Genomic DNA, 19830 nt, shown 5'->3' on the forward strand with positions numbered 1-19830 from the left:
ATGAAAATAGTATTACTTGTATTTATCTCTTTTGTTATGGCATATGCTCAAACGCCATTTGTGCTTACTGCATTTAAAAGTGCATACCCTGTGGTAGAAATAAACACAGATAAGGTACCACAAGAGTATAAAACAAACATTACTAAGTTACTTGCTAATACTACAAAAGAGTTGGGCATTAATACTGCAGGTTACTCATCAAGACCTATCGCTCTTACAATTTCTCGCATCGCTATAGGTGAGAAGTTAGTTCTAAAAGTGGCACTTATCGTTGGTGAAGAGGTTAAACGCAGTGATGATAATGAAGAGGTGTTTGCTATAACTTATGTAAAAGATGATATCTTTGAAGTTGAAAGTCTAAGAGGAGATGTGATGGATAGTGTTGAGTATCTTCTAGAAGATTTTAAAGAACAGTATAAAGAGGATAACACAAAATGAGATATATCTTTTTAGTAACACTCCTTTGTAGTTTTATGTTTGCGCAGTCCTATCAAGAGTTTGCAAAACAGTACGGATATGAAACTGACTATAAAGTAGCTCTGCAAAAGGCAAAACAGGCCAAAAAAGATGTTTTAATGGTGCAGGTTTCAAACTACTGTCCATGGTGTAGAAAGTTAGAAAAAAAGATACTCTCTCGAGAAAATATAAATGAAGTTATACATAAAAAGTATATTCCACTCATAGTAAACCGCGAAGAAAAAAACTTACCAAAGCAGTTTAACACACCGATAATCCCCGTGACATACATTATAGATTATGAAGATGACACTGCTTTTCTTAGCCTCCCTGGATATAAAGATAAGGACGAATTCTTCTCTTTTGTAGAGTAGGTTTTGGTAGAGAAAGTTACAGCTCACACATTTAACTTCCATGAATTAGTCAAGTTTTTTATTATTACATAAGATTTTGCTATACTTGACTTAACACTAATGAAAAGGTTCATTCATGGCAGGAATACATTTTACATTTGACAATTTCAAGCAACTTATGCGTTTAAATATGGGTATATCAGATAGATTGGATGAGAATCGTGCAGAGAGCTTTACTCTTTTGTATTGTGATTTTGAGGGGATAGCCCCTGAGATTATTGATAGTTCATTAGAAGAGATACTAAGAACGTCCGACTCCATTGTAAACCATGGAACAGACTACTTTTTTGTACTTCCATATACGGACAAATATGGAGCGGACATAGTTAAGAAAATGTTTGATGAGTTTTTTGCTAAGTATTTGAATGCTTTTTTACTCTCTTATCCAGCTGATGGAGAGACACCTGAAGAGATACTTGGAGCTATGCAAGATAGTGTAAGTACCTTTTTAAAAAAAGATCTGCACTGTCTAGATAGGTTCGCAAAAGTAATCTAATAATCTTTTTTTACAAACTTGTAATATTTTGAATTTTTATAAAAAAGTATCGCATTTTCAATTTTGCGTTCTTTAGATACTTTTTTATCACACACCCATCTACACTTCACCTCTGAATTTTCAGCTATTTTTTGATGAGTCTTACAAAGCATGATATTTTTAGGGACATAAGCAATAAGCATTGATGCTGCAAGTAGTAATAGTGCTATTTTCATACTCTCTAAATCGGCAACTTTTTAAATAGGTTTAGTTCATTTGTGGATAGATTAAAACCTAAGCTGAAAACCAACTTGCATGTTATGGATAAGGTTGAAACTTATACTTGATGATGTGTCTGTGAGTTCTATGAGTTGATTTATATAGATAGCTTGGTAAGCACTATAAATGGAAAAATTATCTCCTATATCGTAGGAGATACCAGCTTGTACACCTAAGAGCATAGATATTGATGGTTCACTTGCTTCATACTGTGTTAGCTTGAGTGAACTGACTCCTCCAAGAAGCCCTGCATAGAGTCCTAAATCTTCTGTAGCATATAGCTTGTAGTTAAGAGATCCATATGCATTGCTCATTGCTATATCAGTAGTTGAGGTGTCTAAATAGCTTAGAGATGAGAAAATATTATCGTTAAAGTAGTAACCAGCCTCAAGAGCGAAGCTCATACCACTGTTTACATACTGGCTTGCCGTTTGATCATCTGTTGATCCATTAATGCTTGAGAGTCCAAAACCTGCTGCTATGAACATACTGTTTTTATCCCTATCTGCTGTACTTTGAGTACTTGTTGTCTCTTTCTCTTGGCTTTTGATGTTTTTGGTATTTTCATCTTTGCTCTGTTGTTTTACAACTCTAGCAGAAGGGAAGTAGCGTTTAGCTCTTTTAAGAGCTAGGTTAGCAGATGAAGTAGAGTTGTATTTACCTGAATACACGACATAACCTGAAGAAGACTTCTGTACAAACATCTTTATCTTTAAAGAGTCTAGTTTGGACTTTATGGACTTTAAGGCACTCTTCTTAGAAGTTTTTGTAATGATGAGCTGCGATGTAGCGGCAAATACAGGTAGACTCAAAAGAGAGATAAGCAGTAGTAGTTTTAGTAGTTTCACGATTTTTCCTTATAATATATCAGCATAGGAGTAAACTTTTGTAGCTGTTATTTCATTTGAATTTTCAGAGTTTAGTTCATATCTATAACACTTATGAAGGCCATCAATATCTTTTGGAGTCATGAGATAGATAGTTTTGTCTATGTTATTCACCCAAGCCTTATTAAATACAAAGTAATAGTCTGTTTCAAAAAATACTACATTTGATTCTGTTTTTGTATTTTGAAGATCTGGGTAAAAAAGTTTTACTTCAGAATTGTTTATATTTATGGCATCTTTATACTCTGATCTTATAGATATTCCATTGCTCAAGTCATCACTCTTTTGAAGTGCTAAGTTGTCATTTGTAAGTATGTTATAGTTTGTCTCTTTGCAAGCTTTATTATCCAAAATTGCATCGGTAGTGTCAAAGTCAGATTGAGTGATAGTATCATTTGTGATTTCCATGCTTACAACTGTTATCTCAGTGATATCTGAAGAGTTCACAAGCTTTTGGTTTGCCTCTGTCTGCTTGTTTAGTATGGATTCTTGGAGTCTGTTGAGGTTTGCTATATCAAGAGATGTGTCTTGTGCAAGTGTATTAAGTGTTGTCTGAAGCTCTTGTATCTGTGCTACAACATATATCTTTTCATTTTGAGGAATACTCATATCTAAGTTAATCTCAGAAGCTATAAGTATGTTGTTTATGTTTAGGTTCTGCTGTATCATCTCATCTTTTATGAACTCCTCTAGTGAGAAGTCAGTAGGTTTTGTGAAACTTGGGTTTTCATTTTTTTCTATAGCTGTTTCTATCATCAGTTTTGTGTGCTGAATCTCTTGAGACTTTGCAAAGAGCTTTATGTCTTTCATGGGGTCTTGATCTATTTGTGCTGCAGTTACTTCAAGAAGAGAGGAGATAGTAACCACTGCGTCATGGAGTGTTAAAATATCTATGTTTTGAGAGTTTAAAACAGACATAGCAACAAGATCAGTCATAGGAGAAACAACTACACTTGGATTATTACTTAAAGTAGAGGAGTTAAGAACTCTTTTAAGTTCTCCCTTGTGATCTAAGTTTGTAGAGGTGTCTATACCTCCAAAAGAGATAAGAGAGATTATTGAGTCCTCTTCAAGGCTAATGGCTTTAAAGCTAAAATTTCCATTTGAGTCTGTAGTGGTAGATGGCTCACTGCTACTACAAAGAGCATCATTGTTTGTATCTATACATACGGTTGCCCCACTGATATATCCATCAACCACAATGCCATTTATATTTGTAGTATGTACTGAAGTAGTATTTGAATCAGTCGCTTTGTAGTTAGATGCACCACATGCATTTAAGAGTAAAAGAAGTAGGAAAGTAAGTATAGTTTTCATAATATTATGCAATGCTATTTCCTTACTATATAATGTATTCATGTATGTTTTTGATTAAAAAGCATAAATTATTCCATAAAAGTTAAATAATAAAAAATAATAGTCGATATGTGGATGTATGTTATAAATTTTTGGAGAATCTATGAAGTTTTTTGTTGTTTTTATTTTATTTTTATCACTTCTTTTTTCTGCAGATAACTACATACTTGTAACAAAAGCTACAAAAAAAGCACATCTAAATAGCATCTACTCCAAACTTAAAAGAGTTGGGGAAAAGATGCTCTATATTAAAAATAGTAGAAGCTATATAATATATACAGGACCATATGGCAATGCCCTCTCAAGCAAGAAAGCACTCTCAAGAATAAGATACTATTTTCCTCATGCAAAAATCTCTATGAGAAAACAAGAACAGAAGTCAGATGTACTACAGCAAAAAGTAAAAAATAAAAAGACAGATAGTGAAAACAGCAGCCAGCTTTTTTATACAAATAATCATAAGTCTGGAAGCTTCATAAAGTTTGGTACTGGATTTAGTTCGGCAGTATCTACTCACAGCATAGAGAGTGGAACAGTAAAGATAAATGAACCAAATAGTAATGGTATAAGCTATACACTTGGTGCAGGATATAATTTTAAAAACGGTTTTTTTATCTCTACTAACTATATGCACCTTAACACTGATGATATAGCATTTGATAATATTTATGCTTCTCTAAACTATAAGTTTGAAAATATCAAAAAATTTACTCCCTACTTTGGTCTGATGAGTGGTTACAGTAGACTAGGATGGAGTGTAGGGCCTATAGATTCCGTTGATCCAGTCTCAAACAATAACAGTGATTCTCTTTTTTTTGGAACGCTGGCTGGAGTTTTATATGAAAGTACAGAAAACTTCTCTTATTTTATAAACTACGATTGTCTTTTTATGCAACATACTACAAACATAGATAACTCTACTGCTACAAGTATAAATATTTCTTCTTTAAAACACAACACACTACACTCCCTAAAATTGGGAATCCAATATAATTTTTAATAATATTTCGAAAAAATTTAAAGTTTTTTCATCATCTGTCGATTTTTACTTTAGAACATGGAACAAATTATGCTCATCCAAAGGACGGGCTAGCATGTTTTGTTATAAAAGGGGTGTGTCGTAGGTAATTTTTACCAAAGACATTAATTAACATATTTGCTAAGACAATATAGTTTTCATTTTTTCGTAAATGGTAATTGTATTGTCTTAGGTATGTGAAATATTTTCAAGGATGGAAAATGAAAAGATTAATTATTACATTAATAAGTGCACTAGCTCTGAGCTTAGCATTTACGGGATGTGGCGGTAGTGCTGGTAGCAGTAGTTCTGCTGCGGATACATCTGTTAACACAGTCAATGAAGTTGCAACAGTTAGTAATAGTAGAACATTAAACACAGAGGGAATCAGAGGTTTAAGTAGTTTACCACCTGTTCCAAATCCTCCAATCGACTAAAATAGGTTGTAGGGTTGTATAGTAAAGTTCTAGTATTTATGTCTTTAATATTTGTGTTTAGTTCTTGTGGTGTATCAACAGAGTCTAACACAATTAAAGAGACTATTGTAGTTGTTGAGAACAACACAACAGATACAACTGACGACACTACTGAAGGTGAAAACTTAGGTGTCGATACAAATACAACAAATAGCACAGGCGGAGTTACGGTTATAGATCCTTCAAGTTCAGGATTTGATAAAACTGGAGCATCATATGATGCAAATTCTTGTAACATTGTGGGCGATTACAAAGCTATTTCAGATACTAGTTTTGATCCACTTTCTACGGTTGACCCCGTCAACGGTATTGAGATAAATTCAGATTTGGGCTATACATCTGATCTGCAGGGAACGACTGTTGCGATTTATTATCCAACTCTGACAAAAGTTCTGGTTGGACAATTTGTAAATGTCTATACGGACAAAAAGTACAGATTTGGCTTTGATAAAGCATGGCTGAGTAATGTTAATAAGACAGTATATGTAAGAACACCAAGTATTGATGGATTGGATTACTCCTGTTATAGGTTTACTCTTACTTCTCTTACTCCAGGTGCAATCACAAGTACTAAAGTATATCGATAAGATTTTAAAAATAAGGATTTTCAAATGATGAATTATAAAAAAAGTTTAATGAGTTTAGCTGCTACATTAGCTCTCTCTTCAACAGCAGTAAGTGCAAACTACATTACGTTAAATAATGCTAATGCTAATACGCCTAATGCCCCTTGGGTTCTCTTTGGTGTTACGGGTCTAAAAGCTAACGGTGCTGGTTCTGGCAGTACGGCAGGAGTATTTAGTATAACTGATAATACTGCGAATAAGAAAACTGATTCAGGTTCTGATGAGCTTTTCACGGAAGGTTTTTTTGCAGGAACTGGAGAGAGTTTAGCGAAAATTAAGGCGATTGCTGTTCCAACTGTGGAAGTGAGAGTTGATACAACTAGTCTCACTTTTAATAACACTGAACCGGTACACACTATGTACGTAACAATGGAAGCTGGGGATTCTCCATCTTTTGCTATTACCTATAGAGCGTCTATGGAAGGTCAAAAAATGCAGTACAGTATTCTACCAGATGGTTCTAGCGCCCATGAGATCACATTAAGCTCTTCAGGTACCTATAGCAATCCTGGTGTTGGGGCTTTGATAGAAACTGTTCCAGGTCTTGAGAGCGGGACGCTTAATAAGATAGCAGATGTAGTAGATTACGATTTATCGAATAATCCTACAACTGCTTCATACTATGACAAAACAGATAACCAGCAAGTTGCAGCTGCAAGTGAATACATAAGATTATATAATTATGATACTGCGAACACTAGATGGAATCTATACGATTCTAGAAATAGTGAAGCGACAAACGACTTTCTAACACTTACAAAAGGTAAGGGTTACTGGGGGCAGATGAATTTAGAACTTTCAGATAGACAAGCCGGTCTGGTTCTTGGAAGTTCGTCAATATCTGCTGATGAGTATACTGCCGCAGGCATAACTGAGGGCTGGAATCTCCTCGCATTTAGTGATGAAACTTCAACGATTAGAAAAGCTTCTACTGGATTGAAAGTAACACTAACAGGTGCTGCTACTATACAAATTTGGGACTCTTCAGGTAATCATATGGTAGAAGCCGCTTTTGTGGGAGCTACATTAGCTAATACTCGATCAGGATGTTTAGCAATCAATCAAGCAATTAAAGATGCGAAGATAGCTGGTGATTTTCCTGAGACATTTGACCTTAAAGCTTTTAGCTCTATTGCAGGAAGTATTGTTCTGATGTCAAACCAGCGCTTTGTAATTGCAGAAAAAACAGGTACTACAGCAATAAATGCTGTAACAACTTTAGCTAATCAAGTCCCATATAATGTAGATGTATCAGACTTAACACAAACAACATCTGTTGCCGTTACGGATTTAGGTACTGGTGTTGGAGCTAAGACAGCAGTTATGTCTAAATATGGTGAGTACGCGATGGTAATAGAGCCACTTACTGAAGCCGGTGTTGTCGCTGCCGCTAATGCTACTCCTAATAAAGTTAAAATACATTTCCAAAACGCTGCCGATGATGCAACGGATGCTACACCGATTGAAACTAGTGGTGCCCTTGGCGATGTAGTTACTCAAGTAGAAGCGATTGCAACTGGCGGTTCAACGTATAAAGCGGTAGTGATAGATACTAATTATGACAGCGCAAGTGCTGTAGATAAGGTTCTTGTGGCTTCAACTAAGCCTTTCTTTATTAGAGATCATACTTTTACAAGAGTTTTTGATTATACAGATGTCAATGCTAATTCAAAAGTTAGAGTTACAGGTGCTGGCGCAGATTTAGAAACTGATGTAAATGGGGCTCAAGATTTAGGTACTTTTGCTGGAGCACTTGATACGGCAGTAAATAATGTGAATGTTTCATTTGTAGGTACTACCACTGATTCTACGGGTAAAATAGTTATGTTTACATCCGTGGCTGATGCAAGTAAATTTGATGTTACTGAAAATATAGAGACTTTACCATATACGGATCAACTAGCAGATGGCACGACGACTGACAACTTAGCTAAAGGTGCCGTTAAAGGTGTTTGGTCTTTAGATAGTTTAGCAACTGGAACTATGAACAATGTTATTACACATCAAGTTGTTGCCGCTGAATTTCCAGATAATGCCGCAGATAAGATTACGCTTGTACTTAGAAATAGTTATGGAGCAGATTATACTCATCCTGAATACACGGTTAGTGGTATTCCAGCAGATGATGCGGCATGGGCGGCAGAATTAAAAACATTGATTGAATCAGCATTAACAGCGGCAAATTTATCAGCAGTTGTTACAAGTGTAGGTGATGGAACAGATGTTGATATTACTATCACAAGTACGGAAGTAGCTGATATCGCTTGGAGTTGGGAAGCTGGTAATGGAGCGACTGATGAAGAAGCAGTTACTTTTGCTGGTGCAACTCCTGTTGATAATATAGAAAGTGGTTTACTCGTAGTTCCAACTGCAGATTTAGTGGAAGACTTGAAATTTAATGCAGTGTTTACACCAAATTATGTATCTTTTGGACCTCTTTATACTATTATGGATGCTGGTTATGCTTTAAAAGCTTTGGTAACTGGTACGACGAATATCTCATCAGGAGCTGTAGAGTGGGAGAGTATAGATTTAACTAGAAAACCTTCTGAGTGGCTAGACTCTCAAGACTATAGTCTTTTCAAAACTAAAGAGACTTCTGGCTACTGGGCATACCTTGAAGCAGCGACTGAAGAGACATTAAGTATTACAACTGCATCGTTTAACCCAACGTATACGACGCACTTTAACGCGAACGGTACTACATATAACAATGTAGCTGGTCAAATTTATCTTGAAGTTGCTGGATTGCCTCAGTTTGGAGACTCAAACTATGATAATTCATCAGTTATTAAAGCTTTAGTAAATGGTAATGCGATTGAGCTTAGTAGTAAAAGCACAAACAACGTTTATTCTGGAGACTTAAGTTCTTATGAGGTGGCTAACCTCACAGCCGGCTCTAAGTATCCAGTTTATGCAAATATTGCTAATGGACTTGGTTCAAATCTACTTAATGCAGATACTGGATTGATTGTTGACCTTATAAAACCAGCTGCTCCTACTGTAAGTATCGGTGATGGAGTAAGTGTGGCATTTTCGTCAACAAGTACGGATGTTGCTGGGTACTATGTATTTGATGGCAAAGTACCTGATTATAACACTCTAAGTGGCTCAAATCTAAAAGCAACTTTAAGTGTTACTGATGCAGCGGCTTATCCATTGTGTTCAAAGTTAGATCGACTTACAACGTCTAGTGAAGATGCTTATGCTCTTAATGTATTTGCTGTTGATGGATCGGGTACTTTAGGTACAGGTAATGCATCTGATGTTACTACGAAAAATTACATTCCAATACTAAAATCAGCTGTTAAAGTATCTGATGCAGCTAACACGGATAGTGAACCTACTACTTATGGTACGGTTTATGGTGATGATTGTGTTGCAACGGGACCTCAGGTTATTGATTATGGTTTATCTATTACTTCAGAGACTGATTTACAGACAGTTGCGATAGCTTATGAGCCTGAAAATGGAGCAGACCTTGCAAGTCCAATTGATGTATTTGTAAGAGGTGCTGTATCATTGGCAAGAATAACTTACTCTGATGTGTATGAAGGTTCGGTTGTATACATTAAGATAGATGAAGTTGTGTATTCTTATACTCTACCAACAGCTGCGAATGCAGTACCTTTTACTTCAGCTAATCCAGCTGTTCTAACTGATACTGCCGTAGCTACTAAACGTTCTGATCAAAATTTTTAATCCTTCTATAGGATTATAAAAAGCTTAGGTTTAGATTCTCTTTTTTAGGTTATAATTTTCCTAAAAAGGGATTTAAATGAAACGACTAACTCTTTTGGTGCTTTTCCTTGGCACCGTCTTAAATGCTGACTGCGAAAACCTTCTCCTTCTTGGTTTACAAAATAAAACTCTCAAAAGTATACAATCTGACAACACCATCATTTGGAGCTTACGAGATAAAAAATGGCATGCCTCAGAACCTTTAGCTTCTAAAACACTTCAAGATATAAAATGCGATAAGAATGCTTATGCTCTAGTAAACGAGAATGCTCTTAAGAACACGAGTAAACTTCATCCAAAGGATAGCTACGAACTTACAAAAGGTTGGAATCGTCTTACAAGCCCCAAAAATGGTATCGACACAGTTGAGACTTTTTCTGAGTTAAAAGAGGTGAAGTTTGTTTATGTCTATGACAAACTATCAGCTGCATGGGCCGGCTTTTCAGCAGATGACAAGATACTCCAAGAGATACGAAACACGAGAATCTTGGATCTCAAGTATATAGAACCCAACATTAGCTTTTACGTTTATGTTTCAAAACGAGTTAAAGTAAATATCGAAAATACCGATGTATCTAAGATATGTAAAGATAAAATAGCTTCAGGGTTTGAGACTTTACTCTCTTCAGGGATAAATGAGAATCTCATTTTTAACAAAGAAAAAAGTGTAGGTTTGAAGTCGCGTTATATGTCTCACTATAGAAGAGGAGTGTATAGCGACTCGAGGGTCTTGCTAATATACCCGAAGATAAGAGCAGCTTCAAAAAAGTTGCTTAAGTATGGGCCAGGCTCCCCACGAGTAATACTCAACTACGCTAAAGAGTACGAAGATAGAGAGTTTTATGTTTTTGACTACTTTGAGAAAAGCTGTTACAAGGGCAAATACCCTTCTATGAAGATGCCTCCAGTTCCGACTCTAAGAAAGTTAAAAGAGGAATAGTTTGTGCTACTTCATTCCTAAAAAGGAGAACATGTGTTTAAGTTTATTATTTTATCTATACTATTTATAGCACAACTCCAGGCAAATACACTTTGCAATACCAATTTAAATGGGATGATACACACTTTTAATGCAGCAGATAAGTTGGCATATGAAAAAAAATATGTCAGAGCGATAGCTGAACTTAAAAATAGTAATGAAAGCTCCTATAAGGCACTTGAGTATTGTGAGGCAGAAGAGAAATTTGATTTTCGCATGGTTTATGCCTACATTGTAGAGAGTGAAAATAGAATTTATAAACTCCAAGAACTACTTATAGTAGATTAGGATGATCAAGCTAACATCACTTTACATATTGATTTTATCAGTTTTTACTGGATGCGGTAATATAGAACAAACCAAATCAAATATAGACACTAACGGTAGCATTGAGACAAACGCTACCGTAGCATCAACCGTTACAGGAAGATTTTTAGATGATTATGTTCAAGGACTTTCTTATCTATGCTCCTCTTCTAGTGACATAAACCTAACAAACGGCTCTGGAGAATTTACTTGCCTAGAAGATGATAATGTAACTCTTTCTTTGGGTTCTTATAGCTTTAGTCCTTTTATGATTCAAAACGCAACTCTAACTCCATATACTCTTTTTACAAAGGATGTTAAGGCCTCTTTAAATCTAGCAAGGCTAATACAGTCCATCGATTCGGATAATCTCACCACAAATGGAATTATTGTTTTAGATAAAACAAAAGAAGCGCTCATACCAAATGATATTAACTTCAGTAGTCCTAATTTTGAAGCAGATATAGAGGCCGCTCTTTCTATAACTCTCGTAAGTGCCAACAGCGCGCAAACTAATATGAACGCAGCAATTGTAACGGCTGGATTAAGCGTGCCTGCAGAGTTTAGCGTAGTGCCCTTAGCAAAAATAGTTACAGACCTTAACGCGACTACAAATGGAGTGGTTAAACTTGATGGAAGTAGCTCTATAGCTTCGAGCTATTTATGGCGTTTGGTAGAGCCCCTACCATTGGGCAGTACGACTTCGATCATAAATCCTACAGCGCAAAACGCAAGTTTTTTAGCAGACGTAAATGGAACATATATAGTTGAACTCGTTGTAAACGAGGGTGATTTAAATAGTATCTCGCAGAGAGTTGAGATAGTTGTTAGCAATGATATGACTTCAGCTCTAAACTCAGCGCCAGTAATAAGCCCAACTCTAAATGACGTTTTGGAAGTGTATGAGAATACTCTGATGGTAGTTGACGTAAATGCTAGTGACGTAGATGGAGATACTCTAAGTTACTTTATCTCAGGTAGCGATAGCGGTAGTTTTTATATGGATGTGAAAACAGGTGTTTTGAGATTTAAAGTAAAACCAAATTATGAGTTAAAAAACTCATACCGCGTCACGGTGCTAGTGGATGATGGAAACAGCGTAAATTCACAAGCAAGCAAAGATATAAATATAAACGTTAAGAACATTGTCGAAGTTCCCTCATTGGCAAATACAAGTTTAAACATTGATGAAAACGCTTCCATTGGAGCTCTTGCTGGAAGTGTGACTATTTTAGATCAAGGTGATTCAAACATAAGCTCACTAACTCTTTATGGAGAAGGCGGTGAAAGTTTTAAGATAGATAGTTCTGGCAACATTAAAACCGCTACCGCTTTAGATTATGAGACAAAAGTTTCTTACACTCTTTTTGCTTATGCGACAAGTAGCACTGGAAAAAGCGCAACGGTAAGCGTAAATATAAAAATAAATAACAGTACCGATACTAAACCAACTATAGTAAACACTGCGCTTACTATTCTTGAAGATGCAAAAAGCGAAGCGCTTGTGGGCTCGTTGACTATTTCAGATTATGGAGATACTAGCATAAGCGACATATCTTTCAGCTCTCCATCGAGTGAATTTACTATAGATACAAATGGGACTATTAGAGTGAGCAGTAGCGCCGTACTAGATTATGAAACTACCCAAGAGTACAACCTGACGGTAAGGGCGATAAATAGCGCGGGAAGTAGTAACGGCGCAATAATTACTATATATATAAATAATGTTATTGACGAAGTTGCAGTCCTTGTAGATTCAAATGCAAACATAGATGAAAATGCAATGGCTGGCACATATGTTGGGGACATAAACATAACATATATGGGTGATAGTAATATTACTTCCATAGCTTTAAGTGGCAGTGGAAGTGAAAACTTTCAAGCTGCGGTGGATGGAAGAGTGAGCTTAAAGTCCGGCGCGTCATTAGACTATGAAAAAGTAAATAGTTATGAGCTTATAGCGGTTGCGACAAATATGAAAGGCAAAAGCAATTCGGCACTATTTAAAATAGCTCTTAATGATATACCAGAAGTTGCTATCTTAAATGATTTTGTAGGCTCAATAAAAGAGAATAAAATTACTGGAGCGACAATTGGAACTATGGAGATACTCTATGGAGGAGATACTTCAATTACGGAGATAAAGTTAAGCGGCAGTGGAAATGAAAATTTTATAGTTAATGCTACTGGTTTGATGAGTTTAAATGCAGGCTCTACTCTCGATTATGAGACTACAAAGGTTTACAACCTAAAAGCAGTTGCGACTAATACGGCGGGAAATAGTGCAGAGGTAGATGTAACTATTTCAGTAGAAGATTATGCTTTTAGACCTTTTCAGATAGCAAAACTCCAAGCAAGCGACGCAGAAAAAAATGACAACTTTGGAACTACTGTCGCAGTGAGTGGCGAGTATGTAGTTGTTGGAGCGCCATACGAAGACGCGGATGGAATAAGTAACGCCGGAAGCGCTTATGTTTACAAAAAAGATGAAAATGGCTCATTAGGGCAAGTACAAAAACTCCAAGCCACAACGCCTTCGGCAGATGATAACTTCGGAAGGTCCGTAGCCATAAGCGAAAACTTTATAGTTGTTGGAGCACCAAATGAAGATACGACAGCAACTAACGCTGGTAGTGTTTATCTCTACGAGAGACTCTCAAATGGCACTATTTCGTTTATATCTCAGTACCAGGCCTCAAATGCTAGTGCGAGTTCAAATTTCGGCTCATCTTTAGCTATGGATGGCAGTTACTTTGTCGTAGGCGCTCCAAAAGAGGACACTTTGAGTGAAAACTCGGGAACGGCTTATCTGTTTCAGATATCTGGCTCGGTAGCGACTCAAAGAGCTATCCTAAGAGCAAATTCCCCAGCCTTTAAGGATAACTTTGGCTCATCCGTAGCTATAGATGGGGATTATGTGGTTGTAGGAGCGCATCTAAGCGACACAATTGCAAGCGATGATGGAAGCGTATATGTTTTTAAAATAGCAAGTAACTCCACCGTAGGAACTCCTAAAAAGATAACAGCATCGGATAGGGAAGATAGTGACTACTTTGGCTCAGCTGTGAGTGTAAGTGGTTCTTACATACTAGTGGGTGCTCCTAGTGAAGACTCACAAGGCTCAAACGCAGGAAGTGCATACCTTTACAAGATACAAAGTGATGAGAGCATTAGTGAGCTTGAAAAAGTACAAATAGCAGACATAGAATCGGGCGATTACTTTGGAAATAGTGTGGCTTTAAATGGTCAATACTTTGTAGTTGGTGCTTATAAACAAGACTCTTTAGCGAGGGAAAGCGGAAGCGCATATGTTTATGAGATAAACAGTGGCGACTCTGTGAGTCAGCGCTTTAAACTAAAAGCAAACGATAAAGAAGCAGATGATATGTTCGCTTCTTCTTTAGCGTTTAGTGGAGATTATATAGCTGTTGGAGCACTTGGAGAAGATACTATTGCCTCTAATGCAGGAAGTGTTTATCTCTTTGATACAGAAGCCGTAGATAGAATCTATCTTTACAATAGCAATAGTGTGAATATTTATGAAGATGAGGAGCAAAAAAGGGTACTCTTTAGTGTAGACGCACTTAGTCCAAATGGTTCTCTTTTTTACTCTCTTGGCGGAGATGACTTTGATAGTTTTGAGAGAAATGGTACAGATATCTCAAATCTAATCAAATTTGATTACGAAATGCCACTTGATGTAGGAGCAAACAATAGTTACTCTGTCACGGTAGGTTTAAGTGATACTCTTGGAAATAGCGCTTCATTAAGTAGAGTTGTAAATGTAAATGATCTCTATTACTTAGAGTTAGCACAACAGTTAGCTTCTGATCCAAGTTTAGATGATAGATATGGCGAATCAGTCTCTATAAGCGGCGATATCATAGTAGTAGGCGCACCTTATGATGACGATACGGCAACGGATGCGGGAAGCATTTACATATATAGAAAAAACAGTGATAAATCTCTCTCTTTTGTTGATAAGATTCAAGCTGCTACTCCAGAAAATGGAGCATACTTTGGAACATCAGTCTCTATAGATGGGGCATACATAGCAGTAGGAACTCTCAAAGAAAAAGCATATCTTTTTAAGATAAATAGCTCTTATGTTGTAAGCCCTATCGCTTCACCAACTATAAGTGATGGAACTTTAGGCGATATGTTCGGAGCTAAAGTGGCTCTATCTGGAAATTATTTAACGCTGAGTGCTCATGAACAAAACTCAAGTACTGGTAGTGTGTATGTTTATAAAATTATAAATGATACAAATACATCTCTCATAGGTAAAATTTCAGCAAGTAATAGTGCTAGCGGTGATAAGTTTGGCTCAACTATCTCTATTGATGGTAGCTATATTCTTGTAGGTGCAGCAGAGAAAAATACGCAAAGCGGAAGCGCATACCTCTTTAAAATTCAAAGTGATACTCTTGTAACAGAGTTAGCGAGTATTGTCTCAAGTGACATAGCACTTGGTGATAGATTCGCTTCAAGTGTGAGCATAAGTGGTAGTTATATTGCAATTGGTGCTAGTCATAGTGATGCAACAGCCTTAGATTCTGGTTCAGCATATATCTTTAAAATAGCAAGCGATGATAGTGTGAGCGAACTCCAAAAGCTTGAGTTTGCATCAGCTTCACCTAATCAGCATTTTGGAGTATCTATATCTATAGATAGTGATCACATAGTCGTAGGCGAGTCTTCAACAGAAGAGAGCAAAAATGTGTATGTTTACAAAATTAATAGTGATACAAACATAACGCAAGTAGAAACGATTAGTGCAAAAAATAGTAGTGTTAGTAGCAATTATGGTGTATCAGTTGATATAGATGCAGATAATATTGTTGTTGGGGCAAATAAAGAGAGCAGTACCATTGTAGATGCTGGGGCAATCTATCTCTATGAAAAAGATTAAACTTTAATCTATCTTAGTCAATAATTATGTTAAAATCATTCAAAATGAAAATTTAGGATGAGAATATGGTTCTGTTACGACTTTTATTATTAGTTTTTATAAGTTTTCCACTTTTAGGAGAAGAAAATAGTGAATCAAAAAGTATAGAAGCAAAAGTTGAGTTTGGTATTTATCTGCCTAAAGCTGGTGGAAGTATTTCAAATTTAAAAAGTACGGCATACTTTAAAGACGACCTTGGCTATACAGGCTCACAAGCTTCATACCTTGCATTTTCTCTTGTAACAAAATACGATTATGTGCCTTGCTTTAAACTATCCTATTTTAATATGAACGATAATCAAGATGCTACTCTAGCTTCTCCTGCAACATTTGTAAGTATTCCTTATGCCTCTGGTGTGGGAACGGTCATAGATTACCAAGTTTTAAATACCGTAATATATTATGACTTAAAAAGTAAAGGTAACTATGTAACATTTTTTGGCTCACCGTTTTATACAGGTGATTTGGAGTTTGATGTAGGTGTAAATATTAAAACAATTACATGGAAGTATAAGGTAAGAGATTTAACTGATAGCTCTAATAGTTCTGCATTTATAAATGTTAATGAACTCGTTTTTGCTCCATCTATAGGAGTGAAGTATTATTTATATGATTTTATAGCTTATGCTGGTGCAAGTGCACTTTCATTTAGCACGGCAAAATCAACATCCTATGAAGCAGAACTGGATTATCGTGTAGTAGGCGGACTTTACCTAAGCATAGGGTATATGTATAATCAGTTTGAAGCACTTGATAAACTAGATACGGTAGATTTTTCTATGTCTGGATACAAAGCAAGCTTTAAATATGCATTTTAGATTTTAATAAAAAAAGAGGAAAACGAATGAAATATATATTAGCGTTTATGATTCTACTAAGTCTCAGTATATCAAGCTATGCAAAAGATGGTTACCCAGATGAAGAGTATATACAAGAGTATGTAGAAGAGGACTCTAAAAAAGAGATGAGCGATGACCTGGGTTCTATGGTTACTATTTCAGTTACAGGACAGGGTGTTGCCCCATCATTTGCAACTTCTCCTGCTCAGGCTTATGCACTTGCCAAGCGTGCTGCTATGGCAGATGCATATAGACTCTTAGCAGAGCAGATTAAGGGTGTTAAGATAGAAGGTAAAGATACTATTAAAAACATGGCTATTAAAAGCTCTGTAGTAAATACTCGCGTTGCCGCTATGATAAAAAACGCTAAAGTTGTTGAGACTACATTTAAAGATAGCATGTGTGAAGTTGAAATGGAAGTTACAATAAATAAGGCTGACTTTTAGTTAAAAATATATAATGGAATAGTTCTTGCTCTAAAATATAAAAACCCATGCTTTTTTTGGGTAATTATAGTAGGAGTAAAAGATGATTTCATTAGATGTAAAAACAAAACCTTCCTCCCCTTTATCATTGGGTGTACCCACTCTAGATGCTAAAGAAAATTCCCTCTCCTTTTCAGAACTTTTAAAAGGTATCTCTTTAAAAGATGATGATAAAGCTATTCAGGCTGGTCCTGTCTTCCTAGCTTTTGAAGATGCTAAAGAGTCAACTCAAGCCACTCAAGAAAAGCCTACTCTTGGGACTCTTTTATCTTTACTTAAAGGTGATGGCACTATAGCAGAAGAGATAAAATCAATGCCACAAAAGAGTATAGAAGCTTCAAAGAAAGATACTCTTGACATCCCTTTAAAAGAGTTAAAAATCCTTGTGGGTGATGCTAAAGAGTACTTAAAAACTAAAATACTAGAGAGTTCTGATTTTAAAAAGTTTGAGGCTAAAGAGTTGCCAAAGACACTTAAAGGGCTTGTGAGCTTAGCTGAAAAGTTTGGATTGGATCTTAGTAAAATAACTCTTGAAGAAATTAAACAGACTCCAAGTAAACTAGCAACAGAGTCTTTAGTTTTAAAAGATACTAAGGCACCAGCTATAACTCTTCCAAAAAGTAAGCTAGATGTCACAAAACTAGATATCAAAGATGAACCTATAGTTTTAAAAAAAGAAACACCATTAGAGAGTTTTTTAAAAGAGAAAAATAAAGCAGAAGCTCCAGTAAAACAAGAAGCTAAGGCAGAAGCAAAAGTGCAAACGCCAACTCTGCAAGAAGCTCCAGTAAAACAAGAGGCTAAAGCAGAAGTAAAAGTTCAAACACCAACTCTGCAAGAAGCTCCAGTAAAACAAGAAGCTAAGGCAGAAGCAAAAGTGCAAACGCCAACTCTGCAAAAAGCTCCAGTAAAACAAGAGGCTAAAGCAGAAGTAAAAGTTCAAACACCAACTCTACAAGAAGCTCCAGTAAAACAAGAAACTAAGGCAGAAGTAAAAGTTCAAATACCAACTCCAAAAGAAGCTCCAGTAAAACAAGAACTTAAAGAGCAAATAAAAGTTCAAACACCAATCCAGCAAGCGACAAAACATGAATTACATTCACAAGTCGTAGCTCCGAAGCTTACAACACAAGAGATAGTTACAAATAGACAGCCTAAAGTAGAAGAAAAATCAGCTAAGAGTAGAGCAGATGAAACGCTTAAACTGCTCCTTCGAGGAGAGAAGTCTTCCCTAAGCATAAATGCGAATATCACAGCAGACTTCTCAGTAGCTACAGCGAAGGTGATCGCACCAAGTGCTACAACAGAATTAAGTAAAAATCTTGCTTCACTTTTAAGTTCAGACACATCAAATAGTGAGAGTAGCTCTAAGGTTGATGGATTAAACATTCCAAAGGCAGATAGCTTTGAAGTAAAACTACAAGAATCAAAACAGATGATTAAATACCTTTCATCTGATGTTAAGAGTGCTATAGAAGATTATAAGTCACCATTTACAAGAATAAAAATTCAACTAAACCCGCAAAGATTAGGGGAAATTGATTTAACCGTAGTGCAACGTGGAAAAAACCTACATGTAAACCTTAGCTCAAACAATGCAGCAATTAACACACTCGCACTTAATGTAAATGATCTGCGTACTCAATTAAATAATAGTGGAATAAATAATGCTTCATTAAACTTTAATAACAACTCACAAAGCTCTGAATCAGGTTTCTCTGGATCTCAACAGCAAAGTTCTGGCCAACAAAGCCAAGCTCGAGATGAATATAGAAGTTTTCAAAAACTTGATGAGGAAGAGACTAGCCAAGAGATATTAAGCTCTTTAGAGATAGTCGTTCCTCGCTACATATAAAGGATAAGTCATGGCAATTACAGCAACAAATGAGTATCAACCAATAGATTATACAAATGCAAGAGCAGCAGTAGATGCAACAGATAAAAGTATATTATCTAAAGATGATTTTATGAAGCTTCTTTTAGTTGAACTACAAAACCAAGACCCTACTGAGCCTATGGATAGCGAAAAGATTTTATCGCAGACTTCTCAACTAGCAACTCTTGAAGCATCAGATAACACGACTAAAGCCTTAGAAGAGTTGTCAAAGTCATTAGGTAGTTCACAACAGTTCTCGAATGTAGCGGCTATTGGTAGAATGGCTGACTTAGGAAGTAGTGCTATCTCTTTTGATGATACCCAAGGTGCGAGTACTTTTGAACTTTACTTTCAAGCACCTGCAAGTTCAGGAGAGGTTGAGATTAGAGACTTTGAAGATAAGTTAGTAGCGACTCTTGAAGTATCTGAGGGAATGAACGGCTTAGAGCAGTTTACATGGAATGGTTTAGACTCAGCAGGCAATGCAGTTGAGAATGGACTCTATAATGTAACAGCGAAATATCAAGATGCAGACCAAAAAGAACTTACAACAAAGGTTGGAGCATATCCAATAGAGTCAGTAAGATTTGAAGATGGAAAAACACTTGTTAAAGTTGCTTCTAGTTATGTTCCTTTAGAGAATATTGTAGAAGTTTACTAAAAGAGG

General features: G+C 36.2%; 17 protein-coding genes. 14 read left to right on the plus strand and 3 right to left on the minus strand.

Annotated elements, in window-relative coordinates:
* From GJV85_RS00205 to GJV85_RS00215, 3 genes are all read left to right on the plus strand, one after another.
* Positions 1 to 438 (plus strand): hypothetical protein, encoded by a 438-nt coding sequence (locus GJV85_RS00205; RefSeq protein WP_207561882.1) that lies wholly within the window; start codon positions 1 to 3, stop codon positions 436 to 438.
* The gene (locus GJV85_RS00210; RefSeq protein ID WP_207561883.1) at positions 435 to 830 is read left to right on the plus strand and encodes a thioredoxin fold domain-containing protein; all 396 of its coding nucleotides are present in this window, start codon (positions 435 to 437) and stop codon (positions 828 to 830) included. Before GJV85_RS00205 ends, GJV85_RS00210 begins: the two co-directional genes overlap by 4 nt.
* Before the next feature lie 115 nt (positions 831 to 945).
* Positions 946 to 1365: a hypothetical protein gene (locus tag GJV85_RS00215; RefSeq protein WP_207561884.1), complete on the plus strand. Its 420-nt coding sequence runs from the start codon at positions 946 to 948 to the stop codon at positions 1363 to 1365.
* Here the strand turns inward: GJV85_RS00215 and GJV85_RS00220 are convergent.
* The 3 genes from GJV85_RS00220 to GJV85_RS00230 are packed head-to-tail and all read right to left on the minus strand — an operon-like array spanning position 1362 to position 3839.
* Positions 1362 to 1580, minus strand: a complete 219-nt coding sequence (locus tag GJV85_RS00220) for a hypothetical protein (protein ID WP_207561885.1) — start codon at positions 1578 to 1580, stop codon at positions 1362 to 1364. The genes GJV85_RS00215 and GJV85_RS00220 overlap by 4 nt on opposite strands.
* A 51-nt stretch (positions 1581 to 1631) precedes the next feature.
* The gene (locus tag GJV85_RS00225; protein ID WP_207561886.1) at positions 1632 to 2471 is read right to left on the minus strand and encodes an outer membrane beta-barrel protein; all 840 of its coding nucleotides are present in this window, start codon (positions 2469 to 2471) and stop codon (positions 1632 to 1634) included.
* A gap of 9 nt (positions 2472 to 2480) precedes the next feature.
* Positions 2481 to 3839, minus strand: coding sequence for a hypothetical protein (locus GJV85_RS00230; protein ID WP_207561887.1), 1359 nt, complete (start codon positions 3837 to 3839; stop codon positions 2481 to 2483).
* Positions 3840 to 3969: 130 nt separating this feature from the next.
* Between GJV85_RS00230 and GJV85_RS00235 the strand changes: the two genes are divergently transcribed.
* From GJV85_RS00235 to GJV85_RS00285, 11 genes are all read left to right on the plus strand, one after another.
* The gene (locus GJV85_RS00235) at positions 3970 to 4866 is read left to right on the plus strand and encodes a porin family protein (protein ID WP_207561888.1); all 897 of its coding nucleotides are present in this window, start codon (positions 3970 to 3972) and stop codon (positions 4864 to 4866) included.
* A gap of 239 nt (positions 4867 to 5105) precedes the next feature.
* Complete coding sequence (locus tag GJV85_RS00240) at positions 5106 to 5321, plus strand: hypothetical protein (RefSeq protein ID WP_207561889.1); 216 nt, start codon at positions 5106 to 5108, stop codon at positions 5319 to 5321.
* 38 nt (positions 5322 to 5359) lie between these two features.
* The gene (locus GJV85_RS00245) at positions 5360 to 5947 is read left to right on the plus strand and encodes a hypothetical protein (protein WP_207561890.1); all 588 of its coding nucleotides are present in this window, start codon (positions 5360 to 5362) and stop codon (positions 5945 to 5947) included.
* Between the two features lie 24 nt (positions 5948 to 5971).
* Complete coding sequence (locus GJV85_RS00250; RefSeq protein ID WP_207561891.1) at positions 5972 to 9688, plus strand: hypothetical protein; 3717 nt, start codon at positions 5972 to 5974, stop codon at positions 9686 to 9688.
* Between the two features lie 76 nt (positions 9689 to 9764).
* Entirely contained in the window at positions 9765 to 10667 is a 903-nt protein-coding gene (locus tag GJV85_RS00255) for a hypothetical protein (RefSeq protein WP_207561892.1), read from the plus strand.
* 33 nt (positions 10668 to 10700) lie between these two features.
* Positions 10701 to 10994, plus strand: coding sequence for a hypothetical protein (locus tag GJV85_RS00260; protein WP_207561893.1), 294 nt, complete (start codon positions 10701 to 10703; stop codon positions 10992 to 10994).
* 1 nt (position 10995) lies between these two features.
* Positions 10996 to 15924, plus strand: coding sequence for a cadherin domain-containing protein (locus tag GJV85_RS00265; RefSeq protein ID WP_207561894.1), 4929 nt, complete (start codon positions 10996 to 10998; stop codon positions 15922 to 15924).
* 65 nt (positions 15925 to 15989) lie between these two features.
* The gene (locus GJV85_RS00270; protein ID WP_207561895.1) at positions 15990 to 16781 is read left to right on the plus strand and encodes a porin family protein; all 792 of its coding nucleotides are present in this window, start codon (positions 15990 to 15992) and stop codon (positions 16779 to 16781) included.
* A 26-nt stretch (positions 16782 to 16807) separates the two neighbouring features.
* Positions 16808 to 17248: an LPP20 family lipoprotein gene (locus GJV85_RS00275; RefSeq protein ID WP_207561896.1), complete on the plus strand. Its 441-nt coding sequence runs from the start codon at positions 16808 to 16810 to the stop codon at positions 17246 to 17248.
* An 82-nt stretch (positions 17249 to 17330) separates the two neighbouring features.
* Positions 17331 to 19142, plus strand: a complete 1812-nt coding sequence (gene fliK, locus GJV85_RS00280) for a flagellar hook-length control protein FliK (protein ID WP_207561897.1) — start codon at positions 17331 to 17333, stop codon at positions 19140 to 19142.
* Positions 19143 to 19152: 10 nt separating this feature from the next.
* Positions 19153 to 19824 (plus strand): flagellar hook capping FlgD N-terminal domain-containing protein, encoded by a 672-nt coding sequence (locus tag GJV85_RS00285; protein WP_207561898.1) that lies wholly within the window; start codon positions 19153 to 19155, stop codon positions 19822 to 19824.
* The last annotated feature ends 6 nt before the right edge of the window (positions 19825 to 19830 follow it).

It is taken from the genome of Sulfurimonas aquatica (assembly GCF_017357825.1).
Lineage (GTDB): Bacteria > Campylobacterota > Campylobacteria > Campylobacterales > Sulfurimonadaceae > Sulfurimonas > Sulfurimonas aquatica.

What these genes read in the sequence shown, in the direction of transcription:
- GJV85_RS00265 (WP_207561894.1), top strand. Translation starts at nt 10,996, where the DNA reads ATGATCAAGCTAACATCACTTTACATATTGATTTTATCAGTTTTTACT.
- GJV85_RS00215 (WP_207561884.1), top strand. Translation starts at nt 946, where the DNA reads ATGGCAGGAATACATTTTACATTTGACAATTTCAAGCAACTTATGCGT.
- GJV85_RS00270 (WP_207561895.1), top strand. Translation starts at nt 15,990, where the DNA reads ATGGTTCTGTTACGACTTTTATTATTAGTTTTTATAAGTTTTCCACTT.
- GJV85_RS00205 (WP_207561882.1), top strand. Translation starts at nt 1, where the DNA reads ATGAAAATAGTATTACTTGTATTTATCTCTTTTGTTATGGCATATGCT.
- GJV85_RS00255 (WP_207561892.1), top strand. Translation starts at nt 9,765, where the DNA reads ATGAAACGACTAACTCTTTTGGTGCTTTTCCTTGGCACCGTCTTAAAT.
- GJV85_RS00220 (WP_207561885.1), bottom strand. Translation starts at nt 1,580, where the DNA reads ATGAAAATAGCACTATTACTACTTGCAGCATCAATGCTTATTGCTTAT.
- GJV85_RS00210 (WP_207561883.1), top strand. Translation starts at nt 435, where the DNA reads ATGAGATATATCTTTTTAGTAACACTCCTTTGTAGTTTTATGTTTGCG.
- GJV85_RS00235 (WP_207561888.1), top strand. Translation starts at nt 3,970, where the DNA reads ATGAAGTTTTTTGTTGTTTTTATTTTATTTTTATCACTTCTTTTTTCT.
- GJV85_RS00285 (WP_207561898.1), top strand. Translation starts at nt 19,153, where the DNA reads ATGGCAATTACAGCAACAAATGAGTATCAACCAATAGATTATACAAAT.
- fliK (WP_207561897.1), top strand. Translation starts at nt 17,331, where the DNA reads ATGATTTCATTAGATGTAAAAACAAAACCTTCCTCCCCTTTATCATTG.
- GJV85_RS00250 (WP_207561891.1), top strand. Translation starts at nt 5,972, where the DNA reads ATGATGAATTATAAAAAAAGTTTAATGAGTTTAGCTGCTACATTAGCT.
- GJV85_RS00275 (WP_207561896.1), top strand. Translation starts at nt 16,808, where the DNA reads ATGAAATATATATTAGCGTTTATGATTCTACTAAGTCTCAGTATATCA.
- GJV85_RS00245 (WP_207561890.1), top strand. Translation starts at nt 5,360, where the DNA reads ATGTCTTTAATATTTGTGTTTAGTTCTTGTGGTGTATCAACAGAGTCT.
- GJV85_RS00240 (WP_207561889.1), top strand. Translation starts at nt 5,106, where the DNA reads ATGAAAAGATTAATTATTACATTAATAAGTGCACTAGCTCTGAGCTTA.